The sequence below is a fragment of the Streptomyces sp. BK340 genome (assembly GCF_007827595.1).
Lineage (GTDB): Bacteria > Actinomycetota > Actinomycetes > Streptomycetales > Streptomycetaceae > Streptomyces.
In genome coordinates, this window is the sequence record NZ_VISR01000005.1 from 254,758 (window position 1) to 280,370 (window position 25,613).

21 protein-coding genes and 3 pseudogenes are annotated in these 25,613 nt (G+C 71.0%); 14 read left to right on the top strand and 10 right to left on the bottom strand.

What is annotated here, in order from left to right:
- Positions 1-30: 30 nt before the first annotated feature.
- Both FB157_RS13025 and FB157_RS13030 read left to right on the top strand, forming a co-directional pair.
- The gene (locus FB157_RS13025; RefSeq protein ID WP_145879096.1) at positions 31-921 is read left to right on the top strand and encodes an NTP transferase domain-containing protein; all 891 of its coding nucleotides are present in this window, start codon (positions 31-33) and stop codon (positions 919-921) included.
- Entirely contained in the window at positions 918-2,270 is a 1,353-nt protein-coding gene (locus tag FB157_RS13030; RefSeq protein ID WP_145879098.1) for a molybdopterin molybdotransferase MoeA, read from the top strand. The genes FB157_RS13025 and FB157_RS13030 overlap by 4 nt, the downstream gene beginning before the upstream one ends.
- Before the next feature lie 235 nt (positions 2,271-2,505).
- Here FB157_RS13030 and FB157_RS13035 read toward each other — a convergent pair.
- Positions 2,506-3,390 (bottom strand): annotated as a pseudogene (locus FB157_RS13035) (recombinase family protein); the annotation flags it as partial.
- Positions 3,391-3,446: 56 nt separating this feature from the next.
- Here FB157_RS13035 and FB157_RS13040 point away from each other — a divergent pair.
- A pseudogene (locus FB157_RS13040) lies at positions 3,447-4,142 on the top strand (potassium channel family protein); the annotation flags it as partial.
- A gap of 47 nt (positions 4,143-4,189) precedes the next feature.
- The gene (locus FB157_RS13045; protein ID WP_145879102.1) at positions 4,190-5,170 is read left to right on the top strand and encodes an NAD(P)H-quinone oxidoreductase; all 981 of its coding nucleotides are present in this window, start codon (positions 4,190-4,192) and stop codon (positions 5,168-5,170) included.
- A 13-nt stretch (positions 5,171-5,183) separates the two neighbouring features.
- Here FB157_RS13045 and FB157_RS13050 read toward each other — a convergent pair whose 3' ends face one another.
- Positions 5,184-5,837, bottom strand: coding sequence for a hypothetical protein (locus tag FB157_RS13050; protein WP_145879103.1), 654 nt, complete (start codon positions 5,835-5,837; stop codon positions 5,184-5,186).
- Positions 5,838-6,001: 164 nt separating this feature from the next.
- Here FB157_RS13050 and FB157_RS13055 point away from each other — a divergent pair, with 164 nt between their 5' ends.
- On the top strand, positions 6,002-6,538 hold the full coding sequence (locus tag FB157_RS13055) for a bacterial proteasome activator family protein (RefSeq protein WP_145879105.1): 537 nt from the start codon (positions 6,002-6,004) through the stop codon (positions 6,536-6,538).
- 112 nt (positions 6,539-6,650) lie between these two features.
- Here FB157_RS13055 and FB157_RS13060 read toward each other — a convergent pair whose 3' ends face one another.
- The gene (locus FB157_RS13060) at positions 6,651-8,282 is read right to left on the bottom strand and encodes a protein kinase domain-containing protein (protein WP_145879107.1); all 1,632 of its coding nucleotides are present in this window, start codon (positions 8,280-8,282) and stop codon (positions 6,651-6,653) included.
- Between the two features lie 343 nt (positions 8,283-8,625).
- On the opposite strand from FB157_RS13060, the gene FB157_RS13065 reads away from it, so the two are divergent.
- Positions 8,626-10,245, top strand: a complete 1,620-nt coding sequence (locus FB157_RS13065) for a protein kinase domain-containing protein (protein ID WP_145879109.1) — start codon at positions 8,626-8,628, stop codon at positions 10,243-10,245.
- A gap of 37 nt (positions 10,246-10,282) precedes the next feature.
- Here FB157_RS13065 and FB157_RS13070 read toward each other — a convergent pair whose 3' ends face one another.
- Positions 10,283-11,326: a phosphotransferase gene (locus FB157_RS13070; RefSeq protein ID WP_186581479.1), complete on the bottom strand. Its 1,044-nt coding sequence runs from the start codon at positions 11,324-11,326 to the stop codon at positions 10,283-10,285.
- Positions 11,327-11,546: 220 nt separating this feature from the next.
- Positions 11,547-12,183, bottom strand: a pseudogene (locus FB157_RS48350) (DNA-binding response regulator).
- A 341-nt stretch (positions 12,184-12,524) separates the two neighbouring features.
- Between FB157_RS48350 and pdhA the strand changes: the two are divergent.
- From pdhA to FB157_RS13090, 3 genes are read left to right on the top strand one after another with little or no spacing between them, the layout of a single operon-like run.
- On the top strand, positions 12,525-13,736 hold the full coding sequence (pdhA, locus tag FB157_RS13080; protein WP_145879111.1) for a pyruvate dehydrogenase (acetyl-transferring) E1 component subunit alpha: 1,212 nt from the start codon (positions 12,525-12,527) through the stop codon (positions 13,734-13,736).
- Positions 13,737-13,738: 2 nt separating this feature from the next.
- A complete protein-coding gene (locus FB157_RS13085; protein ID WP_145879113.1) occupies positions 13,739-14,725 on the top strand; it encodes an alpha-ketoacid dehydrogenase subunit beta in 987 nt (328 codons plus the stop codon).
- Positions 14,726-14,736: 11 nt separating this feature from the next.
- A complete protein-coding gene (locus tag FB157_RS13090) occupies positions 14,737-16,164 on the top strand; it encodes a dihydrolipoamide acetyltransferase family protein (RefSeq protein WP_145879115.1) in 1,428 nt (475 codons plus the stop codon).
- A gap of 72 nt (positions 16,165-16,236) precedes the next feature.
- On the opposite strand, the gene FB157_RS13095 is transcribed toward FB157_RS13090, so the two are convergent.
- Positions 16,237-17,202 carry a Bro-N domain-containing protein gene (locus FB157_RS13095; protein WP_145879116.1) on the bottom strand — a complete coding sequence of 322 codons (966 nt, stop codon included), beginning with the start codon at positions 17,200-17,202 and terminating at the stop codon, positions 16,237-16,239.
- A gap of 339 nt (positions 17,203-17,541) precedes the next feature.
- Here FB157_RS13095 and FB157_RS13100 point away from each other — a divergent pair, with 339 nt between their 5' ends.
- Together FB157_RS13100 and FB157_RS13105 are read left to right on the top strand one after the other, a co-directional pair.
- Positions 17,542-18,303 (top strand): hypothetical protein, encoded by a 762-nt coding sequence (locus FB157_RS13100; protein WP_261386292.1) that lies wholly within the window; start codon positions 17,542-17,544, stop codon positions 18,301-18,303.
- A gap of 142 nt (positions 18,304-18,445) precedes the next feature.
- Entirely contained in the window at positions 18,446-19,345 is a 900-nt protein-coding gene (locus FB157_RS13105) for an alpha/beta fold hydrolase (protein ID WP_145879118.1), read from the top strand.
- A gap of 108 nt (positions 19,346-19,453) precedes the next feature.
- Here the strand turns inward: FB157_RS13105 and FB157_RS13115 are convergent, their stop codons facing one another.
- The 3 genes from FB157_RS13115 to FB157_RS13125 form a co-directional block, all read right to left on the bottom strand.
- Positions 19,454-19,906 (bottom strand): hypothetical protein, encoded by a 453-nt coding sequence (locus FB157_RS13115; protein ID WP_145879119.1) that lies wholly within the window; start codon positions 19,904-19,906, stop codon positions 19,454-19,456.
- A complete protein-coding gene (locus tag FB157_RS13120) occupies positions 19,903-20,445 on the bottom strand; it encodes an RNA polymerase sigma factor (RefSeq protein WP_145879121.1) in 543 nt (180 codons plus the stop codon). The genes FB157_RS13115 and FB157_RS13120 overlap by 4 nt, the downstream gene beginning before the upstream one ends.
- 66 nt (positions 20,446-20,511) lie before the next feature.
- The gene (locus FB157_RS13125; RefSeq protein WP_145879123.1) at positions 20,512-21,417 is read right to left on the bottom strand and encodes a D-alanyl-D-alanine carboxypeptidase family protein; all 906 of its coding nucleotides are present in this window, start codon (positions 21,415-21,417) and stop codon (positions 20,512-20,514) included.
- 188 nt (positions 21,418-21,605) lie between these two features.
- Here FB157_RS13125 and FB157_RS13130 point away from each other — a divergent pair, with 188 nt between their 5' ends.
- Positions 21,606-22,256, top strand: a complete 651-nt coding sequence (locus tag FB157_RS13130; RefSeq protein WP_145879125.1) for a GntR family transcriptional regulator — start codon at positions 21,606-21,608, stop codon at positions 22,254-22,256.
- The gene (locus FB157_RS13135) at positions 22,253-23,548 is read left to right on the top strand and encodes a nitrate/nitrite transporter (RefSeq protein ID WP_145879127.1); all 1,296 of its coding nucleotides are present in this window, start codon (positions 22,253-22,255) and stop codon (positions 23,546-23,548) included. The genes FB157_RS13130 and FB157_RS13135 overlap by 4 nt, the downstream gene beginning before the upstream one ends.
- A 54-nt stretch (positions 23,549-23,602) precedes the next feature.
- On the opposite strand, the gene FB157_RS13140 is transcribed toward FB157_RS13135, so the two are convergent.
- Positions 23,603-24,427, bottom strand: a complete 825-nt coding sequence (locus FB157_RS13140) for a maleylpyruvate isomerase family mycothiol-dependent enzyme (protein WP_145879129.1) — start codon at positions 24,425-24,427, stop codon at positions 23,603-23,605.
- A gap of 181 nt (positions 24,428-24,608) precedes the next feature.
- Between FB157_RS13140 and FB157_RS13145 the strand changes: the two genes are divergently transcribed.
- Complete coding sequence (locus FB157_RS13145; protein ID WP_145879130.1) at positions 24,609-25,427, top strand: carbon-nitrogen family hydrolase; 819 nt, start codon at positions 24,609-24,611, stop codon at positions 25,425-25,427.
- Positions 25,428-25,613 lie beyond the last annotated feature (186 nt).

Below are 25,613 nucleotides of genomic sequence, written 5' to 3' on the forward strand. Positions count from 1 at the left end.
AAGGAGCAGGAGGCAGGACATACTCGGGGGGTGACCGACAACGCTCCCGCCGCCCCCGGGACAGCCCCGCCGTACGACGCCGTCGTGCTGGCCGGCGGCGCCGCCCGGCGGCTCGGCGGGGCCGACAAGCCCGGGCTGCGGGTCGGCGGGCGCGCACTGCTCGACCGGGTGCTCGCGGCCTGCGCCGGGGCGGCCACGACCGTCGTCGTCGCCGCCCCCCGGCCCACCGCACGCCCGGTGCGCTGGGCGCGCGAGGAACCGCCCGGCGCCGGACCGGTCGCCGCACTGGAGGCCGGGCTGCGGTCCAGCACCGCCGAGCACGCCGTCGTCCTCTCCGCCGACCTGCCCTTCCTCGAAGCGGCCACGCTGGAGCGGTTGTTGACGGCCCTGCGGGACACCGGGGCCGACGGCGCGCTGCTCACCGACGCCGACGGCCGCGACCAGCCGCTCGTGGCCGCCTACCGCACCGCCGCCCTGCGCCGCGAACTGGCCGCCCTCGCTGCCGGACCCGACGGCCTGACCGGCCTGCCCCTGCGCCGGCTGACCGGCGCCCTCGACCTCACCCGCGTCCCGGACCCGCTCGCGTCCTTCGACTGCGACACCTGGGACGACATCGCCGACGCCAGGGCGCGCATCAGGGAGCATGGGCACGTGTTGGATGAATGGATCTCCGCAGTCAAGGACGAGCTGGGCATCGACCTGGACGTCGACACCGGCGTCCTGCTCGACCTGGCCCGTGACGCCGCCCATGGAGTGGCCCGGCCCGCCGCGCCCCTGACCACCTTCCTCGTCGGCTACGCCGCAGCCCTCGGTGGCGGCGGCCCCGAAGCCGTCGCCGAAGCCGCGCGCAAGGCCGTCGCCCTGGCGCTGCGCTGGGAGGAAGAGAACAGCGGGGGCGCGTCCGCCCCGGACGCGGGATGACCGCCCCCGGCATCCGGGCCGGTGCGCCCGCCGAGGACAGCGACGACCTCGACGTCGAGGAGGCCCTGGCCCTCGTGAGGGAACCCAAGGACGACAGCAGCGGCCCCGCGCCCTCCTCCACCGGTGCCCGGCAGCGGCACGAGCGGCACAAGGCCACTCCCTGGCCCCGCGCCCGCGAGATCGCCGCCCGAGCCGCCCGCTCGGTCAACCGCCGCACCCCTGTCTCCGTCTCCCTCGCCGACGCCCTCGGCCTGGTCCTCGCCGCCCCCCTCGACGCACTCACCGACCTGCCCTCGTTCGACACCTCGGCGATGGACGGCTGGGCGGTCGCCGGACCGGGCCCCTGGGAGATCCGGGACGAGGGCGTACTCGCCGGACACGCACAGCCCGAGCAGCTGACCGACGGTGAGGCCGTCCGCATCGCGACCGGTGCCCGCATCCCGGCCGACACCACCGCGGTGCTGCGCACCGAACACGGCCGCACCGACGCCCAGGGCCGCCTCCACGCGACCCGGGAGGTCAGCCACGGCCAGGACATCCGCCCGCGCGGCCAGGAGTGCCGCAACGGCGATCAGCTGCTCCCCGTCGGCACCCTCGTCACCCCGGCCGTGCTGGGCCTCGCGGCGGCCGCCGGGTACGACACGGTCACGGCCGTCCCCCGTCCCCGCGTCGAAGTCCTCGTCCTCGGCGACGAGTTGCTCACCGAGGGACTCCCGCACGACGGGCTGATCCGGGACGCGCTAGGCCCCATGCTGCCCCCCTGGCTGCGCGCGATGGGCGCCGAGGTCACCGCCGTACGCCGGCTGGGCGATGACGCCAAAGCCCTGCACAAGGCGCTCACGGTCTCCGGAGCCGACCTGATCGTCACCACCGGCGGCACCGCGGCGGGACCCGTCGACCATGTCCACCCCAGCCTGGAACGCATCGGCGCCGAACTCCTCGTCGACGGTGTCAAGGTGCGCCCCGGCCACCCCATGCTGCTGGCCCGCACCAAGGAGAACCAGCACCTGGTCGGCCTGCCCGGCAACCCCCTCGCGGCCGTCTCCGGCCTGCTCACGCTCGCCGAGCCCCTGCTGCGGACCCTCGCCGCCCGCCCCGCCCCCGAGCCGTACACGCTGCCGCTCAGGGAGGCGGTGCAGGGGCATCCGTACGACACCCGGCTCGTCCCCGTGGTGCTGCGCGGCGACCGTGCCGTACCGCTGCACTACAACGGCCCGGCCATGCTGCGCGGTATCGCCGCCGCCGACGCGCTGGCCGTCGTACCGCCGGGCGGGGCACGACAGGGCGAGGAGACGGAGCTGCTGGACCTGCCGTGGGCGGCGGCCGGAATCGGGGTGTGTTTCACGTGAAACTTCCGGGCCATGACGCCATCGCCCGCCAAGCGGACGAGCGTGTGGTGACCCATCGGGTGATGGTCCGAGACCGTGCGCGCCCGCAGACTCCCGTTGGAAGGAGACGAAGACTGGGCCTGGGCCCGTGAACAGGCACGGAACGCACCTGCCTGGTCTGACGACGACTGGCGACGGGCAAACACGATCCTCGGTCTGCCCGTCGCCCCGCGTCTCGCTCCGCCTCAGACCGAGATCACTCCGAACCGTCCTCGGACCCAGCTCCCGCCTGATCCCCCTTCGGCCTCCACACCGGAGTCAGTCGATCACGCACCGGCTTCCCACGACCGACGGCAGGGCCGACGAGTACGGCAAGCAGTGTGTCCTCGATGTACCCGCGCTTCTCACTGAGCTGCAGGTCATCCCACGTCTCGGCGAGATCAACGGGCTCACTCTGTGCGGAGTGCCTGTGCCATAGGAATCGGTTCCGCTCCGTCGTGAGACGTCGCTTCTCGGCCTCGTGCTCCGCAAGCTGCGAAAAGTACGTCTCCGCTGTGATGATCCGCGACTTCCGGGCCTGCTTCAGGTCGTCGGTGTCTTCGAGGACGCGCTTTAGCTCCTCCTCCTTGTCCCACGTCGTGGGTGCGGGACTGGCCTGCCGCTTGGCGGCCTCCTCCTGGTGCCTGACGATCACCATCATGGATACGACCTTGTCCGTTTCCGGGCCGGGAATCCGCGTGCCTCCGCACCCTGAGTAGGGGCTGCCGCTGCTCGGACACGTGTAGTAGAAGTAGCCCTCTGGCTTCTTGAGACGCTTCTCCGCTTTGGAGATCCGAAGCTGCGCACCACAGCCGTTCCGGTCACACCGAAGGGTGCCCCGCAGTAGGGACTTGCGCGTGTTGAAGCCCTGCCCCGGAGCGGGATTCGAACCGAGTAGCTCCGTGACGGCCTCCCACTCCTCGACGGTGATCGCGGGTTCCCACTGCCCGATCACCGGCTTCCCGTGGTCGTCCAAGACGATCTCGACGCGCTTGTTGGTCGTTCCCGTGACGGGGTCAACGTCTATGACCTGGCGCGAGCGGTACCCGCACAGCCGAGGGTTACGGATCACGGCTTTGAGCCCCGCGTGTGACCAGGTGCGGCCGGACGGGCCCGCTGTACAAGGTCGTTGTCCATGGCCTAAGGGTACTTCCGGAAAACCGCTGGAGGTCCGCCTTGCGCGACCACACCGTCGTCGTCGGCTTCGGCACGAAGGGACGGTCGGCCGTCCAGACCGTCTGCGCGACGGGTCTGAAGAAGGAGCAGGTGGTCGTGGTCGACCCCAGTTCCAAGGTGATCGACGCGGCGACCTCCGAGGGCTACGCGGGCGTCATAGGCGACGCCACCCGCAGCGAGGTGCTCAAGCGTGCCGAGGTGCACCGGGCCCGGCAGATCATCGTCGCCCCGCAGCGCGACGACACCGCCGTCCTCGTCACCCTGACGGCCCGGCAGCTCAACCGGAGCGCGAAGATCGTGGCCGCCGTCCGTGAGGAGGAGAACGCGCCGCTGCTCAAGCAGTCCGGCGCCGACGCCGTCATCACCAGCTCCGGCGCGGCCGGCCGGCTGCTCGGCCTGTCCGTGCTCAGTCCCGCGGCCGGCATGGTCATGGAGGACCTGATCCAGCAGGGCAGCGGGCTCGACCTCATCGAACGCCCGGTGGTCCGGGCCGAGGCGGGCAAGTCCCCGCGCGAGACGGACGACCTGGTGGTGAGCGTCGTACGCGGGCACCGGGTGCTCGGCTACGACGACCCCTCCATCGGCACCCTCCAGCTGACGGACCGACTGATCACCATCGTCCGGGCGACCCCTGGAGCGCATGTCGCCCCGCACACCCGCCCGCTGCCCCGCGACTGAGCGGGCCTGCCCCGGAGAGGACACCGGCGGGGAGTAGCGTCGCGCTCATGCATGCGATCACGATTCCCGAACCTGGTGGTCCCGAGGCGCTGGTGTGGGGCGAGGTGCCCGATCCGGTGCCCGGCGCGGGGGAGGTGCTGGTCGAGGTGGTGGCCAGCGCCGTCAACCGTGCCGACATCCTGCAGCGGCAGGGCTTCTACAACCCGCCGCCCGGCGCGTCCCCGTACCCCGGCCTGGAGTGCTCCGGCAGGATCGCCGCGCTCGGCCCCGGGGTCTCCGGCTGGGCCGTCGGCGACGAGGTGTGCGCGCTGCTCTCGGGCGGCGGCTACGCCGAGAAGGTCGTGGTTCCGGCCGGGCAGCTGCTGCCCGTGCCCCGTGGTGTGGACCTGAAGCGGGCGGCCGCGCTGCCCGAGGTGGTCTGCACGGTCTGGTCCAACGTCTTCATGATCGCCCATCTGCGCCCGGGCGAGACGCTGCTGGTGCACGGCGGCTCCAGTGGTATCGGCACGATGGCGATCCAGCTGGCCAAGGCCGTCGGCGCCAAGGTCGCGGTGACCGCGGGGACGAAGGAGAAGCTGGAGCACTGCGCCGAGCTGGGCGCGGACGTGCTGATCAACTACCGGGAGCAGGACTTCGTCGCCGAGATCGGGCAGGCCACGGACGGCGCGGGTGCCGATGTCATCCTCGACAACATGGGCGCGAAGTACCTGGACCGCAACGTCCAGGCCCTCGCCGTCAACGGGCGGCTCGCGATCATCGGCATGCAGGGCGGGATCAAGGGTGAGCTGAACATCGCCGCCCTGCTGAACAAGCGAGCCGCCATCAGCGCGACCTCGCTGCGGGCCCGGCCGCTGAACGAGAAGGCCGCCATCGTGGCCGCCGTTCGCGAACATGTGTGGCCCCTGCTCGCCGCGGGCCAGGTCCGCCCGGTCGTCGACAGCGAGCTGCCGATGCCGGAGGCGGCCGAGGCACACCGGGTGGTGGAGGCGAGCCGGCACGTCGGCAAGGTGCTGCTGGTGGCGCCGTAGCAGGCCGGTCGGATCAGCTGCGCCGTACCCGCAGGCCCACGAATGCCAGACCCAGGCCCAGGCCGATGAGGACCAGACCGGAGCCCAGCGGCAGGATCTGCAGGGTCGGTTCGGCGGAGGTCCGGCCCTGTTGAACGGCGTTCTGGCCCGCGGGCTGCTGCGGGGGCCGGGCGGGGTTCAGTCCGGCCTCCGCGGGCGACTCGGAGGCCGCCGGCGCCTGGTCCGGGATCACCGCGGTCTCCGCCTCCTCCGGGTAGCCGTCCTCCGGATCGGTGTCGGGGGCCCCGGTGACCGTGCCGGTGTCGTCGTCGCCCTCCTCCGCGGCGGCAGGTCCGTCCGGTCGGCCCGGCCGCAGCCTGCCTTCACCGGCACGGCTCCCGGCCCGGGACGGCTCGGCGGGAGCGGAGGGCGAGGCGGAGGCCGAGTCGGAGGCCGAGTCGGAGTCGGAGTCGGCGTCGGAGTCGGAGTCGGAGTCGGAGTCGGAGAACCGTGCCGCCGGCGAGGCCGTGACCCGCAGGGCGGGGGACGGGGACGCCGAGGGCACGGGGGAGTCCGGCGGGGCGGTCTCCGCGCCGTATGCGATGGCCGTGCCGCACACCGGCACGGCTGCCGCGAGGACGAGCAGCATCCGCAGCAGGCGGAGCGTCAGTCGCAGCCATGGAGTCACGTCGGTGACCTCCCAGAGCCAAGTCGTCGAACATCGACGGAATCCAGCCTCACATTTCATGGCAGACAGGGCATTCCGGATTGGGCCGACAGGTCTAAACGGTGGATCAGTCCCAAGAGGGGGCACGACGGTGATGAGGTGTAGGCGTGCGAGAGAATGGCGGCATGGAGATGCCGAGGAACGAACGGTCGCCAGAGAATCCCCAGATCCTGGTCGTGGGCCAGGACGGCATGACGATTGGCGGCGGCGGAGACGAGGACTCCCGCGAGACCCCGCTGACGGAGCAGGTCGAGCAGCCGGCCAAGGTCATGCGGATCGGCAGCATGATCAAGCAGCTCCTCGAGGAGGTGCGTGCGGCTCCCCTGGACGACGCGAGCCGGGCCCGGCTGAAGGAGATCCACCGCAGCTCGGTCAAGGAGCTGGAGGACGGGCTGGCGCCGGAGCTGGTCGAGGAGCTGGAGCGGCTCTCCCTGCCGTTCACCGACGACGGAACCCCGAGCGACGCGGAACTGCGGATCGCACAGGCCCAGTTGGTCGGCTGGCTGGAGGGTCTGTTCCACGGGATCCAGACGACGCTGTTCGCCCAGCAGATGGCCGCGCGGGCCCAGCTGGAGCAGATGCGCCGGGCGCTGCCGCCGGGCGTGGGCCACGAGGGCGACGATCACCACACGGGCGGCCGCTCGGGCGGACCGTACCTGTAATCCCAGGCCCACCTCAGCACGAAGGGCCCGGCGGCAGTCCGCCGGGCCCTTCCTATGTCTGCCGTTCTGCGACCGTGCCTGCCGTTCTGCGGCGGTGTCGGCCCGTGGCTGCTTAAGGGTTGCCCGACGACACGTTGAGCTGGATCTCGACGCTCTTCGGGTCGACGTCCGTGCCCTGCTTCGGGAACTGGTCGATGACCGCGCCCTCACCGTAGGTGTTCTCGTCGACTTCCTTGGTCGTGATGCGCCAGCCCGCGGCGGCCGCGCAGTCCTTGACCGACTTGATGTACTTGAACCGGAAGTCCGGGAGCGTGATCTTCTTCGGGTCGTTGTACGACTCCTGCGGCTCCGTGCACTCGGTCTTGTCGACCGTCTTGCTCGTGTCCGGACCCCGGTAGCCGTCCGCGTGGGCCGACGCGGAGGGGCTGGCGCCGCCGCCTCCCTTGTCGTCCTCGCCGCCGTTGTTCAGTGTCACCGCGACGATCAGACCGACCACCGCGACGAGGGACACCACGATCGAGCCGATGATCACCGGCTTGTTGCTCTTGCCGCCGCCTCCGCCGGAGTGGGACTGCACCGCGGTCTGGGGCGTGAGGTTGTACGGCGGCGGGGTCGCGGGGGCCTGCTGCCCGTACCCCGCGGGCGGGGTCTGGTAGCCGGCCTGCTGCGGATAGCCGTACGCCGGCGCGGGGGTCGGGGCCGGGGTGCCGTACGGGCCCGGAGCCGGGGTCGGCTGGTATGGCGTCTGGACCGGGCCGGTGGGCGCCGGAGTCGCCTGGTCGACCGGCGGGAACACCGCGGAGCCGACACCCGCGCCGCTCTGCGTCGGACCGGAGCCCGGCACGATGCTCGGCGCCGCAGCCTGGAGGGAGGCGGCGACGCGCAGGCACTCGTCGCGCATGGACTCGGCGGTCGGGAAGCGCTCGTTCGGGTTCTTCTTCAGCGCGCGGGCGATCAGCGCGTCCACCGCGGGCGGAAGGGAACGGTTGATCGAGGAGGCGGCGACCGGCTCCTCCTGGACATGCGCGTAGGCGATCGCCAGCGGGGAGTCCGCGTCGAACGGCAGCCGCCCGGTGACCAGCTGGAACAGCATGATGCCGACCGAGTACAGATCGGAGCGGGCGTCCACGCCGCGGCCCAGGGCCTGCTCCGGTGAGAGGTACTGCGGGGTGCCGACGACCATGCCGGTCTGGGTCATCGAGGTGACGCCGGACTGCATGGCGCGCGCGATACCGAAGTCCATGACCTTGACGACGCCGCGCTTGGTCATCATCACGTTGCCCGGCTTGATGTCGCGGTGGACCAGGCCCATCTCGTGGCTGATCTCCAGCGCGGCCAGCACGTCCGCGGTGACCTTCAGGGCCTTGTCGGCGGGCATCGCGCCGTACTGCCGTACGTCCGCGTCGAGCACCGAGCCGAGCGGGCGGCCCTCTACGTACTCCATGACGATGTACGGCATCGTCGCGCCGTCCAGATCGTCCTCGCCGGTGTCGAAGACCGAGACGATGTTGGTGTGCGTGAGCTTGGCCACTGCCTGGGCCTCGCGGCGAAAGCGCTCGCGGAAGGCCTGCTCCCGGCCCAGCTCGGTGTGGAGCGTCTTGATCGCGACCTGGCGGTCCAGCACGGCGTCGTACGCCAGGTGAACCGAGGCCATGCCGCCTTCACCGAGCAAGTCACGCAGCTGGTAGCGACCGCCGGCCAGCGACCTTCCCGCGTACCGGCCCTGTGCGCCGTCGTGGCTCATCTCTCCGCGTCCCCCACTGGCCGTCCGGCGCCGTCATTCAGCGAACAAGCCTTGATCGAATGTGTCATTCCCGGCCAAGTCTGCCCCAGGGCACTGACACGTCAAGCTCGGTGCCCGTTCCGTGACCGTACGCGAAAGAAGCGTCGCGGAAGCGTTACAGCGCCCGTACGACCAGTCCACGGAATTTGCACGAGAGCGCGTGCTAGGGGTTTCATGACCGGTCAGTCTCGGGCCGGTCCCGGCACCGGATCCGGACCGGTGGCCCATGCGAAGGCTGTAGCGTGGCCGACGGAGACCGTAACAACACCGCGCGCACCGCGGGCAGAAACGACGGCGAGGACCGATGGCACAGACGCACAGCGCCCAGGGCCCGTCCGACCCCGAGGCGACTGGCGGCGGCATGTCAGACACGCCGGAGATGTGGGGCAACGGCGGGCTCGTCGGCGACGGCCGGTACCGGCTGACCCACCGGCTGGGCCGGGGTGGCATGGCCGAGGTGTTCGCCGCCGAGGACGTCCGTCTGGGCCGCACGGTCGCGGTCAAGCTGCTCCGTGCCGACCTGGCCGAGGACCCGACCTCCAAGGCCCGCTTCACGCGCGAGGCCCAGTCGGTGGCCGGTCTCAACCACCACGCGATCGTCGCCGTGTACGACTCCGGTGAGGACTACGTGGGCGGCCAGTCCGTCCCGTACATCGTGATGGAGCTGGTCGAGGGCCGCACCATCCGCGACCTGTTGCTGAACGCCGAGGCGCCGGGCCCCGAGCAGGCCCTGATCATCGTCTCCGGCGTGCTGGAGGCGCTCGCCTACTCGCACCAGCACGGCATCGTGCACCGCGACATCAAGCCGGCCAACGTCATCATCACCAACAACGGTGCCGTCAAGGTGATGGACTTCGGCATCGCCCGCGCCCTGCACGGCGCTTCGACAACGATGACGCAGACCGGCATGGTCATGGGTACCCCGCAGTACCTCTCGCCCGAGCAGGCGCTCGGCAAGGCCGTCGACCACCGCTCCGACCTCTACGCGACCGGCTGCCTGCTGTACGAACTTCTCGCGCTCAGGCCCCCGTTCACCGGTGAGACTCCGCTGTCGGTGGTCTACCAGCACGTACAGGACATCCCGACCCCGCCGTCCCAGTTCGCCGACGCCTGTCCGCCGGAGCTGGACGGCATGGTGATGCGCTCGCTCGCCAAGGAGCCCGACGACCGGTTCCAGACGGCCGAAGAGATGCGCGGCATGGTCCAGTACGGCCTGCAGATGCTGTACGACCAGGGCGGCCACACCGGCACCTGGAACACCGGCCCGGTGACGACGCACGAGGGCCGGCACACCCCGGCGGGCGGCTTCGCGGGGACGACCGCGATGCAGCACCCCGGCGAGTTCGGCGCCGGCACCACGCAGATCCCGCAGCCGATCCTGCCCGGCGGGTACGGCAACGGCGACGACGGCGGCTTCGAGGGGCACGGCAACAGGGGCAGCGGCCGCGGCAAGCTGTGGATCCTCGCGGTCCTCGCGGTGATCGCGATCGCGGCCGGTGTCGCGATCGCGATGAACAACACGGGAGACGGCAAGGGCGCGGGCACCGATCCGACGCCGAGTCACTCGCAGACCACGAAGGACGACAAGCCCTCCAAGACGCCGACGGACGAAGACACCGGCCGGCCCACGGACACGTCCACGGACGACAACTCGAACACGGGCGGCAGCTCGGGCTGGACGCCGTCGTACACACCGTCGACGGCCCCGTCCGACACGGAGACCTCCGACCCGACCACCGAGCCGACCTCGCAGGAGCCGACGGATCCGGCGACCACCCCGACGGACGGCGGCACGGACACCGGCACCACGGACGGCGGCACGGACACCGGCACCACGGACGGCGGTACGGACACCGGCGCCACGGTCGGTGGCACGGACACGGGCACCACGGACGGCACCACGGTCGGCAACGGCACCACTTGAAGGCCGCCGACGCCGTCCACCCCGCCGACCCCCTAGTTCACCCGACGAAGGCGTCGCACACCGCGTCGTACTCCCGGGTCCACCACACCGCGAGCGCCGAGGCGGCCGGGAACTGGCAGTCCGCGCGCGTGTCGCCGCGTTCGTAGTGCCAGCGCAGCATCCAGAAGTCGTTCAGGCGTTCCCACCACACCCGGTGCACGGCCGCCGCGAGCTCCGAGGGAGTGGCGCCGGCCGCGCGCCGGTACGCGCGCGCGTACGCCAGCACCTTGGGCAGGTCCAGCGCCCCCGCGGGCCGTACGAAGAAGATCGCGGCGGCGCGTACGGCCTCCTCGGCGCGGGGCTGCACGCCGAGCCGGTCCCAGTCGACGATGGCGGCCGGGGCGTCCCCCTTGTAGAGCAGGTTGAAGGGGTGGAAGTCGCCGTGCACCCAGCCCACCGAGGCGCCGCGCGGGGGGCGCCGGTCGGCGTGCTGCTCCAGGAGGGAGCGGCGTTCCAGGAGGCGGTGACGGGCCAGTTCGTCGAAGGCGTCGGCGGGTCGGTGGCGGCGGACGTGGGCGAGCAGGTCGTCGATGAGGGCGAAGGTGTCCGCCGGGTCGGCGCTCTCCACGGGATGTGGGCTCGTGGCCGGGCGCGTGCGCGCCTTGGGAGGCATCACGCGCTCCAGACAGGCGTGTACGGCGCCCAGGAGCGCCCCCAGGCGTGCGCTCTCCCCGCGGGTCAGCTGCCCGCCGTGGCGGTGCCTGCCGTCGATCCAGGGGTGCAGGGCGTAGGCGTGGCCGCCGACGACGGCGACCGTACGGCCCTCGCGGTGGGCGAGCGGCTGGGCGACCGGGACACCGAGGTCGGCCAGCCGCTGGGTGGCCCGGTGCCGGCGTTCGATGGCGGCGGGGTCGGCGGTGTCCGGGTCGAAGTGGTGCTTGAGGAAGTAGCGGCCGCGGGTGGTGCACAGCCGGTAGCCGCGGTTGAGCAGGCCCTGGTCGACGGGTTCACAGGTGAGGGCGGTACCGGCGGCGTACAGGCGCAGCAGGGCGCCCAGAGGGGGCGCGTGGGGTACGGGGGGTGGTACACATGAGCGCGGCACGCGCCAGATGTTAGGGCACGAAAAGCGGCTGTGAGCTGGGGCTTGTCACAGGCAGTCGCCGCTGGTCGCTTCCGGTCACGCTGCGCACCGTGATGAACTCGGCCCTTCGAAAGATCCGATGAAAGGCCGGGCTTTCGGGTAAAGGAGCGGCAAAACCTGACCGGGCCGTCAATGACTTTCATGCTTTTTCCGACTGCATGCGCGTCATATGCGCGACCGCTCAGGAATGCGGTTTCATGCCGAGTCCGGCGATCATGCCGGAAACGTATTTCTTGATCGTTTTCCGGCGGGGTGCAACCGGCGGGATGCGACCTGTCGCCGATCTGCCGGCCGGTGCGCCCTTCGCCGGTCAGTTCGAGGATCTTGTGCCCCTGCCCGGTGTGCCCGTCCGGTCCGCGGTCGGTGCGCGCGCTGCCGCCGTCGCGCAGCCGCTCCGGGGCGCGAGCCGTCGCGACCGGGCCGGACCGGGAGGCGCCGACGGCCACGGCCCTTACGTCGCACGGAAGTTGTTCGCCTACGTCGCACGGCAGTCGTTCACCGCGGATCGCCTTCGACGCGTGTCCGCAGACCCCGGCCACGAGCGCGCCGAAGAGGGCCTCGTCGTCCGTGAACGGGGTCGGCGTCAGGCACCCGACCGTCCCGTCCAGGGGCCGCATCCCCCGGCACGCCCCGACCCGCTGCCGTCCGGGAGCCGGCACGTCGAGCACCGCGCGGCCGGGCCGGGTGGCCGGAATCCGTACCGGTGCACCGGCCGCCGCAGCGGCCTCCCCGACCACCTCGGCATCCGCTTCGACGCAGAGCGTCTCGTGCACTCCGCGGCGCACCGCCTCGTGGTCGCCGAGCGGGAATAACCGGATTTTTCACTCTTCGTGTACGAGGGCGGTGTCACACATTGACTCTTCCCGTGCCCGGGGTGGCCGGGATAACGTGCCGTTGCTCCGGCCTCCTGCAAGGCTGTGACCAGCGGCCTTCCAGCCTCTGCGGATTTACTTGGAAATCCAAGCAAAAACGCAGGTCAGGAGGGGTTTCACAGAAATGTGGAGCACTGGGTAACGTGAAAGTTGCAGGGCGCTCGCCGGGGCACCTGTCACGCCTGTTCCCGGCCGAGTGGCACCCACCCCGTGCCCGGTGGTCGAGAACAGGTGAGCCGCACTGGCCTACCGGCAACCCCGGGGGCCGGACCGACGGAGGAGCACACGTGACCGTGGACAGCAGTGCCGCGCGCAAGCCGCGACGCAGCGCCGCAGGCAAGGCCGGCACCACCGGCACCAGTACCGGGACCACCGGCACCAAGCGCACCACCCGCACCACCAAGAAGAGCGTCGACCCGGAGCTCGTTCAGCTCCTGACGCCCGAGGGCAAGCGGGTCAAGAACGCGGAGTACGACGCCTACGTCGCCGGGATCACCCCCGAAGAGCTGCGTGGCCTGTACCGCGACATGGTGCTCACCCGCCGGTTCGACGCCGAGGCCACCTCCCTGCAGCGCCAGGGCGAGCTGGGCCTGTGGGCCTCGCTGCTCGGCCAGGAGGCCGCCCAGATCGGCTCCGGCCGGGCCCTGCGTGACGACGACTACGTCTTCCCGACCTACCGCGAGCACGGCGTCGCCTGGTGCCGCGGGGTCGACCCGGCCAACCTGCTCGGGATGTTCCGCGGCGTGAACAACGGCGGCTGGGACCCGAACGGCAACAACTTCCACCTGTACACGATCGTCATCGGCTCCCAGACGCTGCACGCCACCGGCTACGCGATGGGCGTGGCCAAGGACGGCGCGGACTCGGCCGTCATCGCCTACTTCGGCGACGGCGCCTCCAGCCAGGGCGACGTGGCCGAGTCGTTCACCTTCTCCGCGGTCTACAACGCGCCGGTGGTCTTCTTCTGCCAGAACAACCAGTGGGCCATCTCCGAGCCCACCGAGAAGCAGACCCGTGTGCCGCTCTACCAGCGTGCCCAGGGCTTCGGCTTCCCGGGCGTGCGCGTGGACGGCAACGACGTGCTGGCCTGCCTCGCGGTCACCAAGTGGGCGCTGGAGCGTGCCCGCAACGGCGAGGGTCCGACCCTGGTCGAGGCGTACACCTACCGCATGGGTGCCCACACCACCTCCGACGACCCGACCCGCTACCGGGGTGACGAGGAGCGGCAGTCCTGGGAGGCGAAGGACCCGATCCTGCGCCTCCGCCGGTTCCTCGAGGCCTCAAACCACGCGGACGAGGGATTCTTCGCGGAACTCGAGTCCGAGTCCGAGGCGTTGGGCAGGCGAGTGCGCGAAGCGGTCCGCTCCATGCCGGACCCGGACCACTTCGCCATCTTCGAGAACGTGTACGCGGACGGGCACGCGCTCGTCGACGAGGAGCGAGCCCAGTTCGCCGCCTACCAGGCGTCGTTCGCGGACGTAGAGGCAGAGGGGGTCTGATCATGGCAGCCGAGACCAAGACCATGGCGCTGGCCAAGGCGATCAACGAGTCGCTGCGCCGCGCACTGGAGACGGACCCCAAGGTCCTCGTCATGGGCGAGGACGTCGGCAAGCTGGGCGGTGTCTTCCGCGTCACCGACGGCCTGCAGAAGGACTTCGGCGAGAGCCGCGTCATCGACACCCCGCTCGCCGAGTCGGGCATCGTCGGCACCGCGATCGGCCTGGCCCTGCGCGGCTACCGCCCGGTGGTGGAGATCCAGTTCGACGGCTTCGTCTTCCCGGCCTACGACCAGATCGTCACGCAGCTGGCGAAGATGCACGCCCGTGCGCTGGGCAAGGTCAAGATGCCGGTCGTCATCCGCATCCCCTACGGCGGTGGCATCGGCGCGGTCGAACACCACTCCGAGTCCCCCGAGGCGCTGTTCGCGCACGTGGCGGGCCTGAAGGTGGTCAGCCCCTCCAACGCGTCCGACGCGTACTGGATGATGCAGCAGGCCATCCAGAGCGACGACCCGGTAATCTACTTCGAGCCCAAGCGCCGCTACTGGGACAAGGGCGAGGTCAGCACCGAGGCGATCCCCGGCCCCCTGCACAAGGCCCAGGTCGTCCGTGAGGGCACGGACCTGACCCTGGCCGCGTACGGGCCGATGGTGAAGCTGTGCCAGGAGGTCGCCGCCGCGGCCGCCGAGGAGGGCAAGTCCCTGGAGGTGCTGGACCTGCGCTCGGTCAGCCCCCTCGACTTCGACTCCATCCAGGCCTCGGTCGAGAAGACCCGCCGCCTGGTCGTCGTGCACGAGGCCCCGGTGTTCTTCGGCTCCGGCGCGGAGATCGCCGCCCGGATCACGGAGCGCTGCTTCTACCACCTGGAGGCCCCGGTGCTCCGGGTCGGCGGCTACCACGCCCCGTACCCGCCGGCGCGCCTGGAGGAGGAGTACCTGCCGGGTCTGGACCGGGTGCTCGACGCCGTCGACCGTGCCCTGGCGTACTGAGGAGAGGGTTCGTGACGACGATGACGGAAGCTTCCGTGCGCGAGTTCAAGATGCCCGACGTGGGCGAGGGACTCACCGAGGCCGAGATCCTCAAGTGGTACGTCCAGCCCGGTGACACGGTCACCGACGGCCAGGTGGTGTGCGAGGTCGAGACCGCCAAGGCGGCCGTCGAACTCCCCATCCCCTACGACGGCGTGGTCCGCTCACTGCACTTCCCCGAGGGCACCACGGTCGACGTGGGCACGGCCATCATCGCGGTGGACGTGGCCGGCGGCGCACCGGCGCAGGCTCCCGCCGAGCAGCCGAAGGCGGAAGAGCCCAAGGCGGAGGAACCCAAGGCGGAGGAGCCCAAGACGGAGGGCCGCCAGCCGGTCCTGGTCGGCTACGGCGTGGCGACCACCTCCACCAAGCGCCGCCCGCGCAAGGGCCCGGAGGTCACGGTCCCGGCCGCGGCCCAGGCCGTCCAGAGCGAGTTGAACGGGCACGGCGCCGCCGTCCCCGCCCAGGCCCGCCCGCTGGCCAAGCCGCCGGTGCGCAAGCTGGCGAAGGACCTCGGCGTCGACCTCGCCACGGTCACCCCGTCCGGCCCGGACGGTGTGATCACCCGCGAGGACGTCCACGCCGCGGCGACCCCCAGGGCCGCCGAGCCGGCCGTGGCCGCCCAGGTCACCGCCCCCGCTGCGGCCGCTCCCGCCGTGACGGCTCCTGCCGCGACCGCCCCCGTGGCGTACGACGGCGCCCGCGAGACCCGCATCCCGGTCAAGGGCGTCCGCAAGGCGACCGCGCAGGCCATGATCGGCTCCGCGTTCACGGCGCCGCACGTCACGGAGTTCGTGACGGTGGACGTGACGCGCACGATGAAGCTGGTCGAGGAGCTCAAGCAGGACAAGGAGTTCCAGGGTCTGCGGGTGAACCCGCTGCTCCTGATCGCCAAGGCCCTGCTGGTCGCCATCAGGCGCAACCCGGACATCAACGCGTCCTGGGACGAGCCCAACCAGGAGATCGTGCTCAAGCACTACGTGAACCTGGGCATCGCGGCGGCCACCCCCCGCGGCCTGATCGTCCCGAACATCAAGGACGCCCACGCCAAGACGCTCCCGCAGCTGGCCGAGTCCCTGGGCGAGCTGGTGGGCACGGCCCGTGAGGGCAAGACGTCCCCCGCGGCGATGCAGGGCGGCACGGTGACCATCACCAACGTCGGCGTCTTCGGCGTCGACACCGGCACGCCGATCCTCAACCCCGGCGAGTCCGCGATCCTGGCGGTCGGCGCGATCAAGCTCCAGCCGTGGGTCCACAAGGGCAAGGTCAAGCCGCGCCAGGTCACCACCCTGGCCCTCAGCTTCGACCACCGCCTGGTCGACGGCGAACTCGGCTCCAAGGTGCTCGCCGACGTGGCGGCCGTCCTGGAGCAGCCGAAGCGGTTGATCACCTGGGCGTGACAGCCCTCGGCCCTGTAGCCTCTGAGGCCTGAAGGGGGCGGCCGCAACTTTGTCTTGCGGCCGCCCCCTCTCTCAGGGCTGGTTCAGCACATACACCGGTGCGCCGTCCTCAGCCGCGCCCCGTGAACGGATGCAGGCGTGCTTGCGCAGCAGGCGCAGGCATTCGTTGACGCGGCGCACCGACAGCCCCGTACGGGCCGCGATCGATTCGAGCGGCTCGCGCAGCTCACCGCTCTCGACGAGAACCGGGGCGATCACCACAGCAACCGTCCACACGTCCTCCGTCACGGACAGCCGTTGCCGCCAGTCGGCCAGCACGGTCTCCGTGGTGGGGTGACCGGTGGGGGCGGCGCGGACGAGGGTCAGGGCGTCGAACCGGTCTGCGATGCGTTCCAGCGCCCGGACCATGGCCTGTTGCACGGCGAGTGTGGCCTTCTGCGTCGCCAGCGTCTCCCTCTGGACGGCCAGCATCTCCTTCTGCAGCTCGACCGATTCGCGCTGCCCGTTCGCCAGCTCCTCGTCCAGCTGAAGGTTGTGCGCCTCAAGCCGGACGATGGCCTCCGCGACCTGCTCCGGCATGGCGTACGCGATGGGCGCGCCCGGTTCGGCCGGCTGCACCTCGGCCTCTTCGAGAGTGTAGGAACCCTCTCGCTGCACGGTCTCGACGACCTCGGCGACCCACTGCTTGAAGGGGGCGCAGGAGGGTTTCGTGCAGGCCTGGACGAGCAGGATCAGGCCCTGGAGATCGATCAGATTCATGTCTCGGCGCCACTCCCGACCTGCGGGAATGCTGAGACCGTAACCTCCAGTTACGTTCTCGAGGATCTCTCGGTGCTCTTCCGGGACATGGTCGGCGAGAGCCTTCCTCGAGTTGGTGTGCCCGAGTTCCCGGCAGACATCCACAGCCGGAAACCAATGCGTCCCGTCCGGCATGGTCAGCCGTCGTACCCGGGCTCCGGTGGCCGCGTACACGAAGTCGCTGATGTCGATCGCTTCGTGCCGTCCGGCGGGCTTCGCCTGCTTGCTGGGTTCGTTCATGTGAACCACCTCCGCTGCGGAAGGTAGAGCGGAGGAAATCGAATATGCCAACTGCAATCTGGATATTCATCATTGAGAGGGAAGATCGCCGATTCAGCTGGCGTGGACCGCTATTGAGCGAGAGTGATCTCAACTGCCTTAAATTGACCGCATGGTAGCGGGGGTAAATAGTGCGACGCGGCATGCGAAGAGACGGACCGGGAGGAGAAGGGCGGGCAGAAGAGGCCCGTCCCGAAAGGGGCATTGGCCAGAACCCTGACAGGGCATCAGGGGTGACTCCGGGTCGTGCCGGGGATGTCACCGATGGTGGTCGAGTGACAGCAGCGGCACGTTGGGCGCATGACGAAATCCACTGCTGCTCGCCCGACTTCCGCCACCGCCCGCCGTCTCGCCGCTGTCGCCGGCGCCGCCGTCCTCGCCGGTACCGCAGCGGTGTGCGCGCCGGGTGTCGCCTACTCCGCGCCTCGTTCCACCACCGCGTCCACCACCGCGTCCGCGACCGGCTTCGGCGACTGTCCCGCTCTGCCCGACGGTGTCGACCCGGCCCGCTGGAGGTGCGAAGTGCACACCGCCGCACCGCGGTTGACCATGGGCGCGGTCACAGTGGATCTGGCCCCGATCACCATGACGCATGCCGAGGGTCCTCTGCCGGACGGCAGCAACGGGCAGGTGTGGGGAGCGATGCACAGCACGCCGACCGCCGTGCCGGGCGGGCTGACCGGCACCCCCGCGGGCGATCACGCGCCGGCGCTGGGGATGGCGATACAGCCGGAGTACGGTGGCCGGTCCGACTTCTACACCGGCACGTTCAGCCTCCGCTTCCGGCTCGTGGGTCCGCTGCTGCCGCACGGCTGCACCATCGGCGCGAGCGCACCCGTCGACTTCCGGCTGAAGCGCTCGGGCCCCTCCAAGTGGGTCTCCCAGGATCCGCCGGTGATCGAGTTCTCGGCGTACGACGACACCTTCACCGCTCCGGCGGCCGAGCACTGCGGTCCGCTCACCCCTTCCCTCAACCGACGGCTCGGCCTGCCGGCGGCCGGCCACAACCTGATGTCCTACGACGCCTCCTACACCTTCAAGACGTACGACCAGCTCTCGTGAGAACCCGGCCCTGGTGCCGGACGGGAAGGAGAGACGAGATGAGCTGAGATGAGAAAGGAGGGAACCTTTCGCACCCACCCCTGCTCCTGACCCGGCGACGCGGACCCGACGGGGGACCGCACGGGCCCGAGAGGGGTCATGGATGGCACCGCACACCGTGGTCGTGTCCGACCGGCCGATGCCGGAGGACATACGTGCAGAGCACCGCAGGCTGGAGGTCCGGCGCACCCGGCTGCACCTCGCCGAGTACGGCGGCAACGGCACCCCGCTGCTGATGCTGCACGGCTTCCCGCAGCACTGGTACGCCTGGCACAAGGTCGCCGCCCTGCTTCCGGACGGATACCGGCTGATCTGCCCGGACCTGCGCGGCTTCGGCTGGTCCGAACCCACCCCGCACGGCTACGACATGGACGCCCTGGCCGAGGACGCCCTCGCACTGCTGGACGCGCTCGGGCTGGAGCGGGTCGGGCTGGTCGGTCACGACTGGGGCGCGTACCTGGGGTTCCGGCTGTGCCTGCGGGCGCCGGAGCGGTTCACCGGGTACCTGGCCCTGAACATGCCCCACCCCTGGCCCCGGCACCGGGCGGTCCTGCCCAACCTGTGGCGGATGTGGTACACCGCGTTCGTCGAGTACCCGGTGCTCGGGCGGGCCGTACTCCGGCACCGGCCCGGCTTCACCCGCTTCCTGCTGCGTCACCAGGCGGCCGACCCGGGCGTGTGGACGGACGCCGATCTCGCCGAGTACGCGGCCGCGACCTCCGTCAGCGCGCCCGCCGCACAGTCCCTGTTCTGGCAGTACGTGCTGCACGACATCCCCGCGCTGGTCCGCGGCACCTGGCGCCGGCACCGGCTGACCGTGCCCACGCTGCTGCTGGGCGGGGAGCGGGACGTCGTGGTCCCGCCGTCACTGCTCGCGGGGTCGGAGCCGTACGCCGACGAGCTGACCGTGCGGCTGGTGCCGGGGGCCGGGCACTTCCTGCCGCAGGAGCGGCCGGAGGCGGTCGCCGAGGGGATCGGGGAACTGTTCGCCGTGCCGCGCTAGCTGTACTCGCGCCCTGGCTGCACTTCTACGACACTGGCCGCCGGCACACTGCGCTCGGCGGCCGGCCACCGATCACCCGACTGTCACCAAAGTCATGACCGAGTACAGCTAGCGCAGTGCCGCACGCTCGGCGAGCCGGTGGACGAACGCCCGCCCGCGCGGCTCGCCGAGCGTTCGGCCGTAGATCCACTGGACCGGGCGCAGGGCGGCGGGGCGGGTGGCGCCGAGGACCGCGAAGCGTGTGCCGGAGCCCTCAGGAACGGCCGCCATGCCGCCCACGATCAGGCGGGACTGCATCAGGCACCAGCCGGGGGCGAGGCGTACCTCGAAGGCTTCGCGCAGACCCGAGCGGCCCACGGCCAGGGCCTGCTTGCGGTCCGCGTCGCCCGGCGGGACGCGGAACTCATCCAGGAAGGGGACCAGATGGGGCAGTTCGGCCGAGAGGTCGGAGGCGACCGCCCAGACCTGCTCGTACGGCAGCGGGAGGTGCTCCTCGCCGTACAGGCCGGCGTGCAGACCGGCGGCCAGGACGCGCAGGCGTCGTACGGGATCGGTGTTCATCGCGACCACGCCTTCCGGAACGCGGAACGGGCCCGGTGCAGCCGGGACTTGACGGTGCCCGTGGGGACCCCGAGCAGTTCGGCCACGGCGGCCTCGTCCAGGCCCTCCAGCTCGCGCAGGACCAGGACCGCGCGGTGCCGTACCGGCAGCCGGGCGAGCACGTCCCGGACGTCGGCGGGCAGCTCGCCGTCGGTGCCGGTGCGCAGTCCGCCGAGCCGCGACAGGTCGGCGGGGTCGGCCGGTTCCTCGACCGCGGTGCGCCGGGCGATCCGAACCGCCTCGCGGACGGCGACCGTACGCACCCAGCCGTAGAAGGCGAGCGGGTCGCGCAGGCCGCGCAGCCCCTTGAAGACCGCGACCAGCGACTCCTGTACGGCGTCGGACACGTCGTCCGGCGCGATCGGGCGGCACAGCCGGGTCACGTAGGGCGTCACCAGCGTCAGCAGCTCGTCCATGGCCAGGGCGTCCCCGCCCTGCGCGGCCCGGACGAGCGGGGCGGCCGTCTCCCACGGCTCGGCGGTGTCCCCCTGTGTGTCCATGACGGGGGCACCCTACGCGACGGGCCCGCCGCGTTCCCGCGACGGGCCCGGTTGCCTCGAGTGGCGTCAGCCGAGCTTGGCGAAGCCGTAGTTGAGGAGCTTCTTCGCGTCCGCCTCGCGCTGGGCGATGGAGGTGGAGGCGAGGACGGTGCCGATGACCGTCTTGCCGCCCCGGGTCGCGGCGAAGACCAGGCAGTACTTGGCCTCGGGGCCGGAGCCGGTCTTCACGCCGATGGTGCCGCTGTAGCTGTTGAGGAGCCCGTTGGTGTTGACCCACGGGTTCATCGTGCGGGTGCTGCCCGTCTTGGTGATCGTCTGCGCCGTGTACGACTTCGTCTTGACGACCGTGCGGAACGTGGAGCTCTTCATCGCGCTGCTGGCGATCTTCGTCAGGTCGCGCGGCGTCGAGTAGTTGTTGCCGTTGCCGATGCCGTCGAACGAGTCGAAGTGCGTGTGCGTCAGGCCGAGGTTCTTGGCGGCGGTGTTCATCTTGCCGATGAAGCTCGAGACGCGCTTGGCCATGGTGGAGCCGCTGCCGTACTTGTCGGCGAGCGCGTAGGCGGCGTCGCAGCCGGACGGCAGCATCAGGCCGTACAGCAGCTGGCGCACCTTGACCTTGTCGCCGACGATCAGGTGCGCCTGGGAGGCGTTGTTCCTGACGACGTAGTCGCTGTACTCCTTCTTGATCGTCACCTTGGAGTCGAGGTTGAGGTTCGACTGGGCGAGCACGACCTTGGCGGTCATGATCTTGGTGGTGGAGCCGGTGGCGAGCGTCGTGTCGGCCGCCTTCTTGAACAACGTCGAGCTGTTCGCGTTGTTCATGAGGTAGCCGCCCTTGGCCACGATCGAGGGCGTCGTGACGGCCTGCGCGGGCGTCGCGGTGAAGGCACCGGTGGCGAGCAGGGCGCCGGAGGTGACGGCGAGAGCGGTTGCTCGGCGGAAGCGGCGGGTGCCTTTAATGCCGGTATTCAAAGTGAGATACCCCGATTGTCTTGAATGCCCCTACTGTGCGGCCAAGTTGAGGTGGCAAGGGAGCAGGGCCGCAGATGTGTGACACGTAAGTAGCACAGAAGGTTGTGTGGTCGCTGGGGGAGATCTGCATCACGTCCGCATGATGGACGAAACTGCTCATGCGTACGTGTTGTATCTATCCTGTGGGCATGGCCACGCCCACGAAGCAACCACCCGCCGCCGACCGTGTCTACAGCCATGTGAAGCAGGGCGTCCTCGACCGCCGCTACGAGGGCGGGACGCTGCTCACCGAGGGGGAGCTCGCCGAGGCCGTGGGGGTCTCTCGCACGCCGGTCCGGGAGGCGCTGCTCAGGCTGGAGGTGGAGGGTCTGATCAGGCTGTACCCGAAGAAGGGTGCCCTGGTCCTGCCGGTCTCCGCGCAGGAGATCGCCGACGTGGTGGAGACCCGGCTGCTGGTGGAGGAGCACGCGGCCCGCAAGGCCGTACCCGCCCCGCCGGCGCTGCTGGAGCGGCTGGCGGAGCTGCTGGAGCAGCAGAAGACGCAGGCCGCGGCCGGTGACCTGGCCGCGGCCGCGAAGACCGACCGCTGCTTCCACGCCGAGATCGTGCGCAGCGGCGGCAACGAGATCCTGTCCCGGCTCTACGACCAGCTGCGCGACCGGCAGCTCAGGATGGGCGTGGCGGTCATGCACTCCCACCCCGACCGCATCACCAAGACGCTCGCCGAGCACGCGGAGATCCTCGAGGCGCTGCGCTCCGGGGACGCGGAGGCGGCCGTCGGGGTCGTGCACCGGCACGTGAGCTGGTTCTCGCACCTCGCGCGGGGTGAGGTCCGATGAGCAACGCCACCCTGCCGGGTGACCCGCCGGGCGGGCGTCGCGCCGTCGCGGTGTGGTCCGTGGGAGTCTCGGTCTACTTCGTCGCCGTCATCTTCCGGACGTCGCTGGGTGTCGCCGGGCTGGACGCGGCCGACCGCTTCCACGTGGGCGCCTCCGCCCTCTCGACCTTCTCGATCCTCCAGCTGCTGGTCTACGCAGGCATGCAGATACCGGTGGGCCTGCTCGTCGACCGGCTCGGCACCAAGAAGGTGCTCGGCATCGGCACGGTGCTGTTCACGGCGGGCCAGCTCGGCTTCGCCTTCTCACCCTCCTACGGCACGGCGCTCGCCTCACGGGCGCTGCTCGGGTGCGGTGACGCGATGACGTTCATCAGTGTCCTGCGGCTCGGCACCCGCTGGTTCCCGGCCCGGCGCGGGCCGCTGGTCGCCCAGCTCGCGGGCCTGGTCGGCATGGCGGGCAACCTGGTCTCGACACTGGTCCTGGCCCGGCTGCTGCACGGCCTCGGCTGGACCCCGGCGTTCGCGGGCAGCGCGCTGGCCGGTGTCGTCGTGTTCGTCCTGACGCTGCTGCTCCTGAGGGACCACCCCGAGGGGCACGAGCCGGGGCCGGTCCCGCACCAGGGTGCGGCCTACGTCCGCCGGCAGATCGCGGCGTCCTGGCGGGAGCCCGGGACCCGGCTGGGGCTGTGGGTGCACTTCACGACCCAGTTCCCGGCGATGGTGTTCCTGCTGCTGTGGGGGCTGCCGTTCCTGGTCCAGGCCCAGGGGCTGTCCCGGGCCACGGCCGGTGAGCTGCTGACGCTCGTCGTCCTGTGCAACATGGTGATCGGGCTGGTCTACGGCCAGATCGTCGCCCGGCACCACGCCGCCCGGCTGCCGCTGGCGCTGGGCACGGTCGGGGCGACGGCGGCGCTGTGGGCGCTGACCATTCTCTGGCCGGGCGAGCATGCGCCCATGTGGCTGCTGGTGGTGCTCTGCGCGGTGCTCGGCGCGTGTGGGCCGGCGTCGATGCTGGGGTTCGACTTCGCGCGGCCGGCCAACCCGCCCGAGCGGCAGGGGACGGCGTCGGGGATCACCAACATGGGCGGGTTCGTCGCCTCCATGACGACGTTGTTCGCGGTCGGGGTGCTGTTGGACGCGACCGGGGACGACTACTCGGTGGCCTTCTCCGCGGTGTTCGTGCTGCAGGCGCTGGGAGTGAGCCAGATTCTGCGGCTGCGGGGGCGGGCGGCCCGGCGGGAGCGGGAGCGGCTGGTGGCGAGCCGGGTGGAGACGGTGCACGTGCCCGCCTGAGTTTCTTGCCCCCGTCCGCGCACCGCCCGTTTCCGGTCAGGCCTCCGGCAGGCCCTACGGAGTCACCGTGAAGTTGCGCAGGATCGCCGCCGTCAGGTCCGGGTCGCCCTCCGTCTTCAGCCGGTCCGCGACCGCCTCCGGGGTCACGCGGCCGCATGCCAGGCGGACGTACGTCTCCCAGTCGAGGGTGAGCGTGGCGGCGGGGCCCAGGGCGGGGGCGGTCTCCAGGCTGCCGCGGCCCTGGATGTCCACGCGGATGGTGCGCAGGAACTCGATCGGGCCGTGCACGTCGAAGACGATGGCCGAACTGCGCGGCGCGTTCGCGTCCTTGGCGACCACCTTGGGGAGCGCGGCCAGCAGGAAGTCGCGGGTGATGTGCGCGCCCGGCGAGTCGAGGTTGCCGGGGCGGCCGAGGGCCGTGCGCAGGTCCTGCTCGTGCACCCAGACGTCGAAGGCGCGGGTGCGCATCGCCTGTTCGAGGGTGACCTCGGTGCCCAGCGGGCCGCGCACCTTGGTGCCGGGGTCGCGGGACTCGTTGCGCAGCTGGCGGTTGCGACGGATGACCGTGTACTCCAGCTCGGCCGTCATCTCCGGCGCCGTGTGGTGGCGGCGGACGTCGACCTGCATCTCCATGTAGCGCTGGTGCTCGTTGGTGACGTGAAAGAGGTCTCGGGGGAGGGTGTGGATGGGACGCGGGTCGCCGAGCATCTCGCAGTCCAGACCGATGACGTGCGAGACCACGTCACGGACGGACCAGCCCGGGCAGGGCGTCCGTCGGTTCCACTCGCCCTCCGGGAGCGCGCCGACCAACTCGGATATCGCGTCGATGGAGTGGGTCCAGGCGTCGGCGTAGGGCTGGAGGGTGGGATGCAGACTCACGGAACGGGACCCCTCGGCGGTTGGTACACGGGCGGTTGTGGCGGCGTTGCCAGTGGGAGGTGGCTGCACTCGGCGGGTGTCTCGAGTCGCTAAGTTACGCTGCTGTGAGGCACCCCGGCAGTGCTTTCGTGTGACGATCGTAGGCCCGTGTGGACGACTCGAATGCCAGGGCGGTGGTAGTGTGCGCGCCTCGTTGATCCAGATTGCCGTGGACCAGGGCGAATCGGTTGCCGATCGGCGGCAGCGTGTGGCCTCGTTGGTCCGGGAACAGGCCGGGTCCGACCTGGTCGTTCTGCCCGAGCTGTGGACCACGGGCGCCTTCGCCTACGAGGAGTTCGGCCCGGAGGCCGAGCCGCTCGAAGGGCCGACCTACGAGGTGATGGCCAAGGCGGCGAGCGACGCGGGCGTGTGGCTGCACGCCGGCTCGATCCCGGAACGGGCCCCGTCCGACAGCGGCTCCGCCGCGGGCGACGCTCCCCTCTACAACACGTCTCTCGTCTTCTCCCCCTCCGGTGAGCTGGCCGCGGCCTACCGCAAGATCCATCGCTTCGGCTTCGACAAGGGCGAGGCCGTGCTGATGAGCGCCGGGCGTGACCTGGTGACGGTCCGGCTGCCCGGGACCACCCTCGGCGTGGCCACCTGCTACGACCTCCGTTTCCCCGAACTCTTCCGCTCCCTCGTCGACGCCGGCGCCGAGACGCTGGTGGTCCCGGCGGGCTGGCCCGAGCGGCGACGCGCGCACTGGACGCTGCTGGCCCAGGCGCGGGCGGTGGAGAACCAGGCGTTCGTGCTCGCGTGTGGAACGGCCGGCACGCATGCCGGAGTTCCCCAGGCGGGTCACTCGATCGTGGTGGATCCCTGGGGCGAGGTGCTCGCCGAGGCGGGCGCGGGCGAGGAGATCCTCACGGTCGACTTCGACCCCGCGAAGGTGACGGCGACCCGCGAACAGTTCCCGGCCCTGAAGGACCGGATGCTGGGCCTGGCACCGCCGCGCCGCTGAACAGCCCGGGCGGCCACAGGAGACCCTAGGGGGTTTCGTTCGGATCAGCCCGGGTCCGTGACGCCCGGCACGGCACCTCGCCGCGTTGTCGGACCACCCGAGTACGCCCAGTACGCGGGTGATCCTCCGCCTTGCGATGCACCGCACCGGACGCGGCGGCCTGATCCGACCTGATCCAGACGAAAC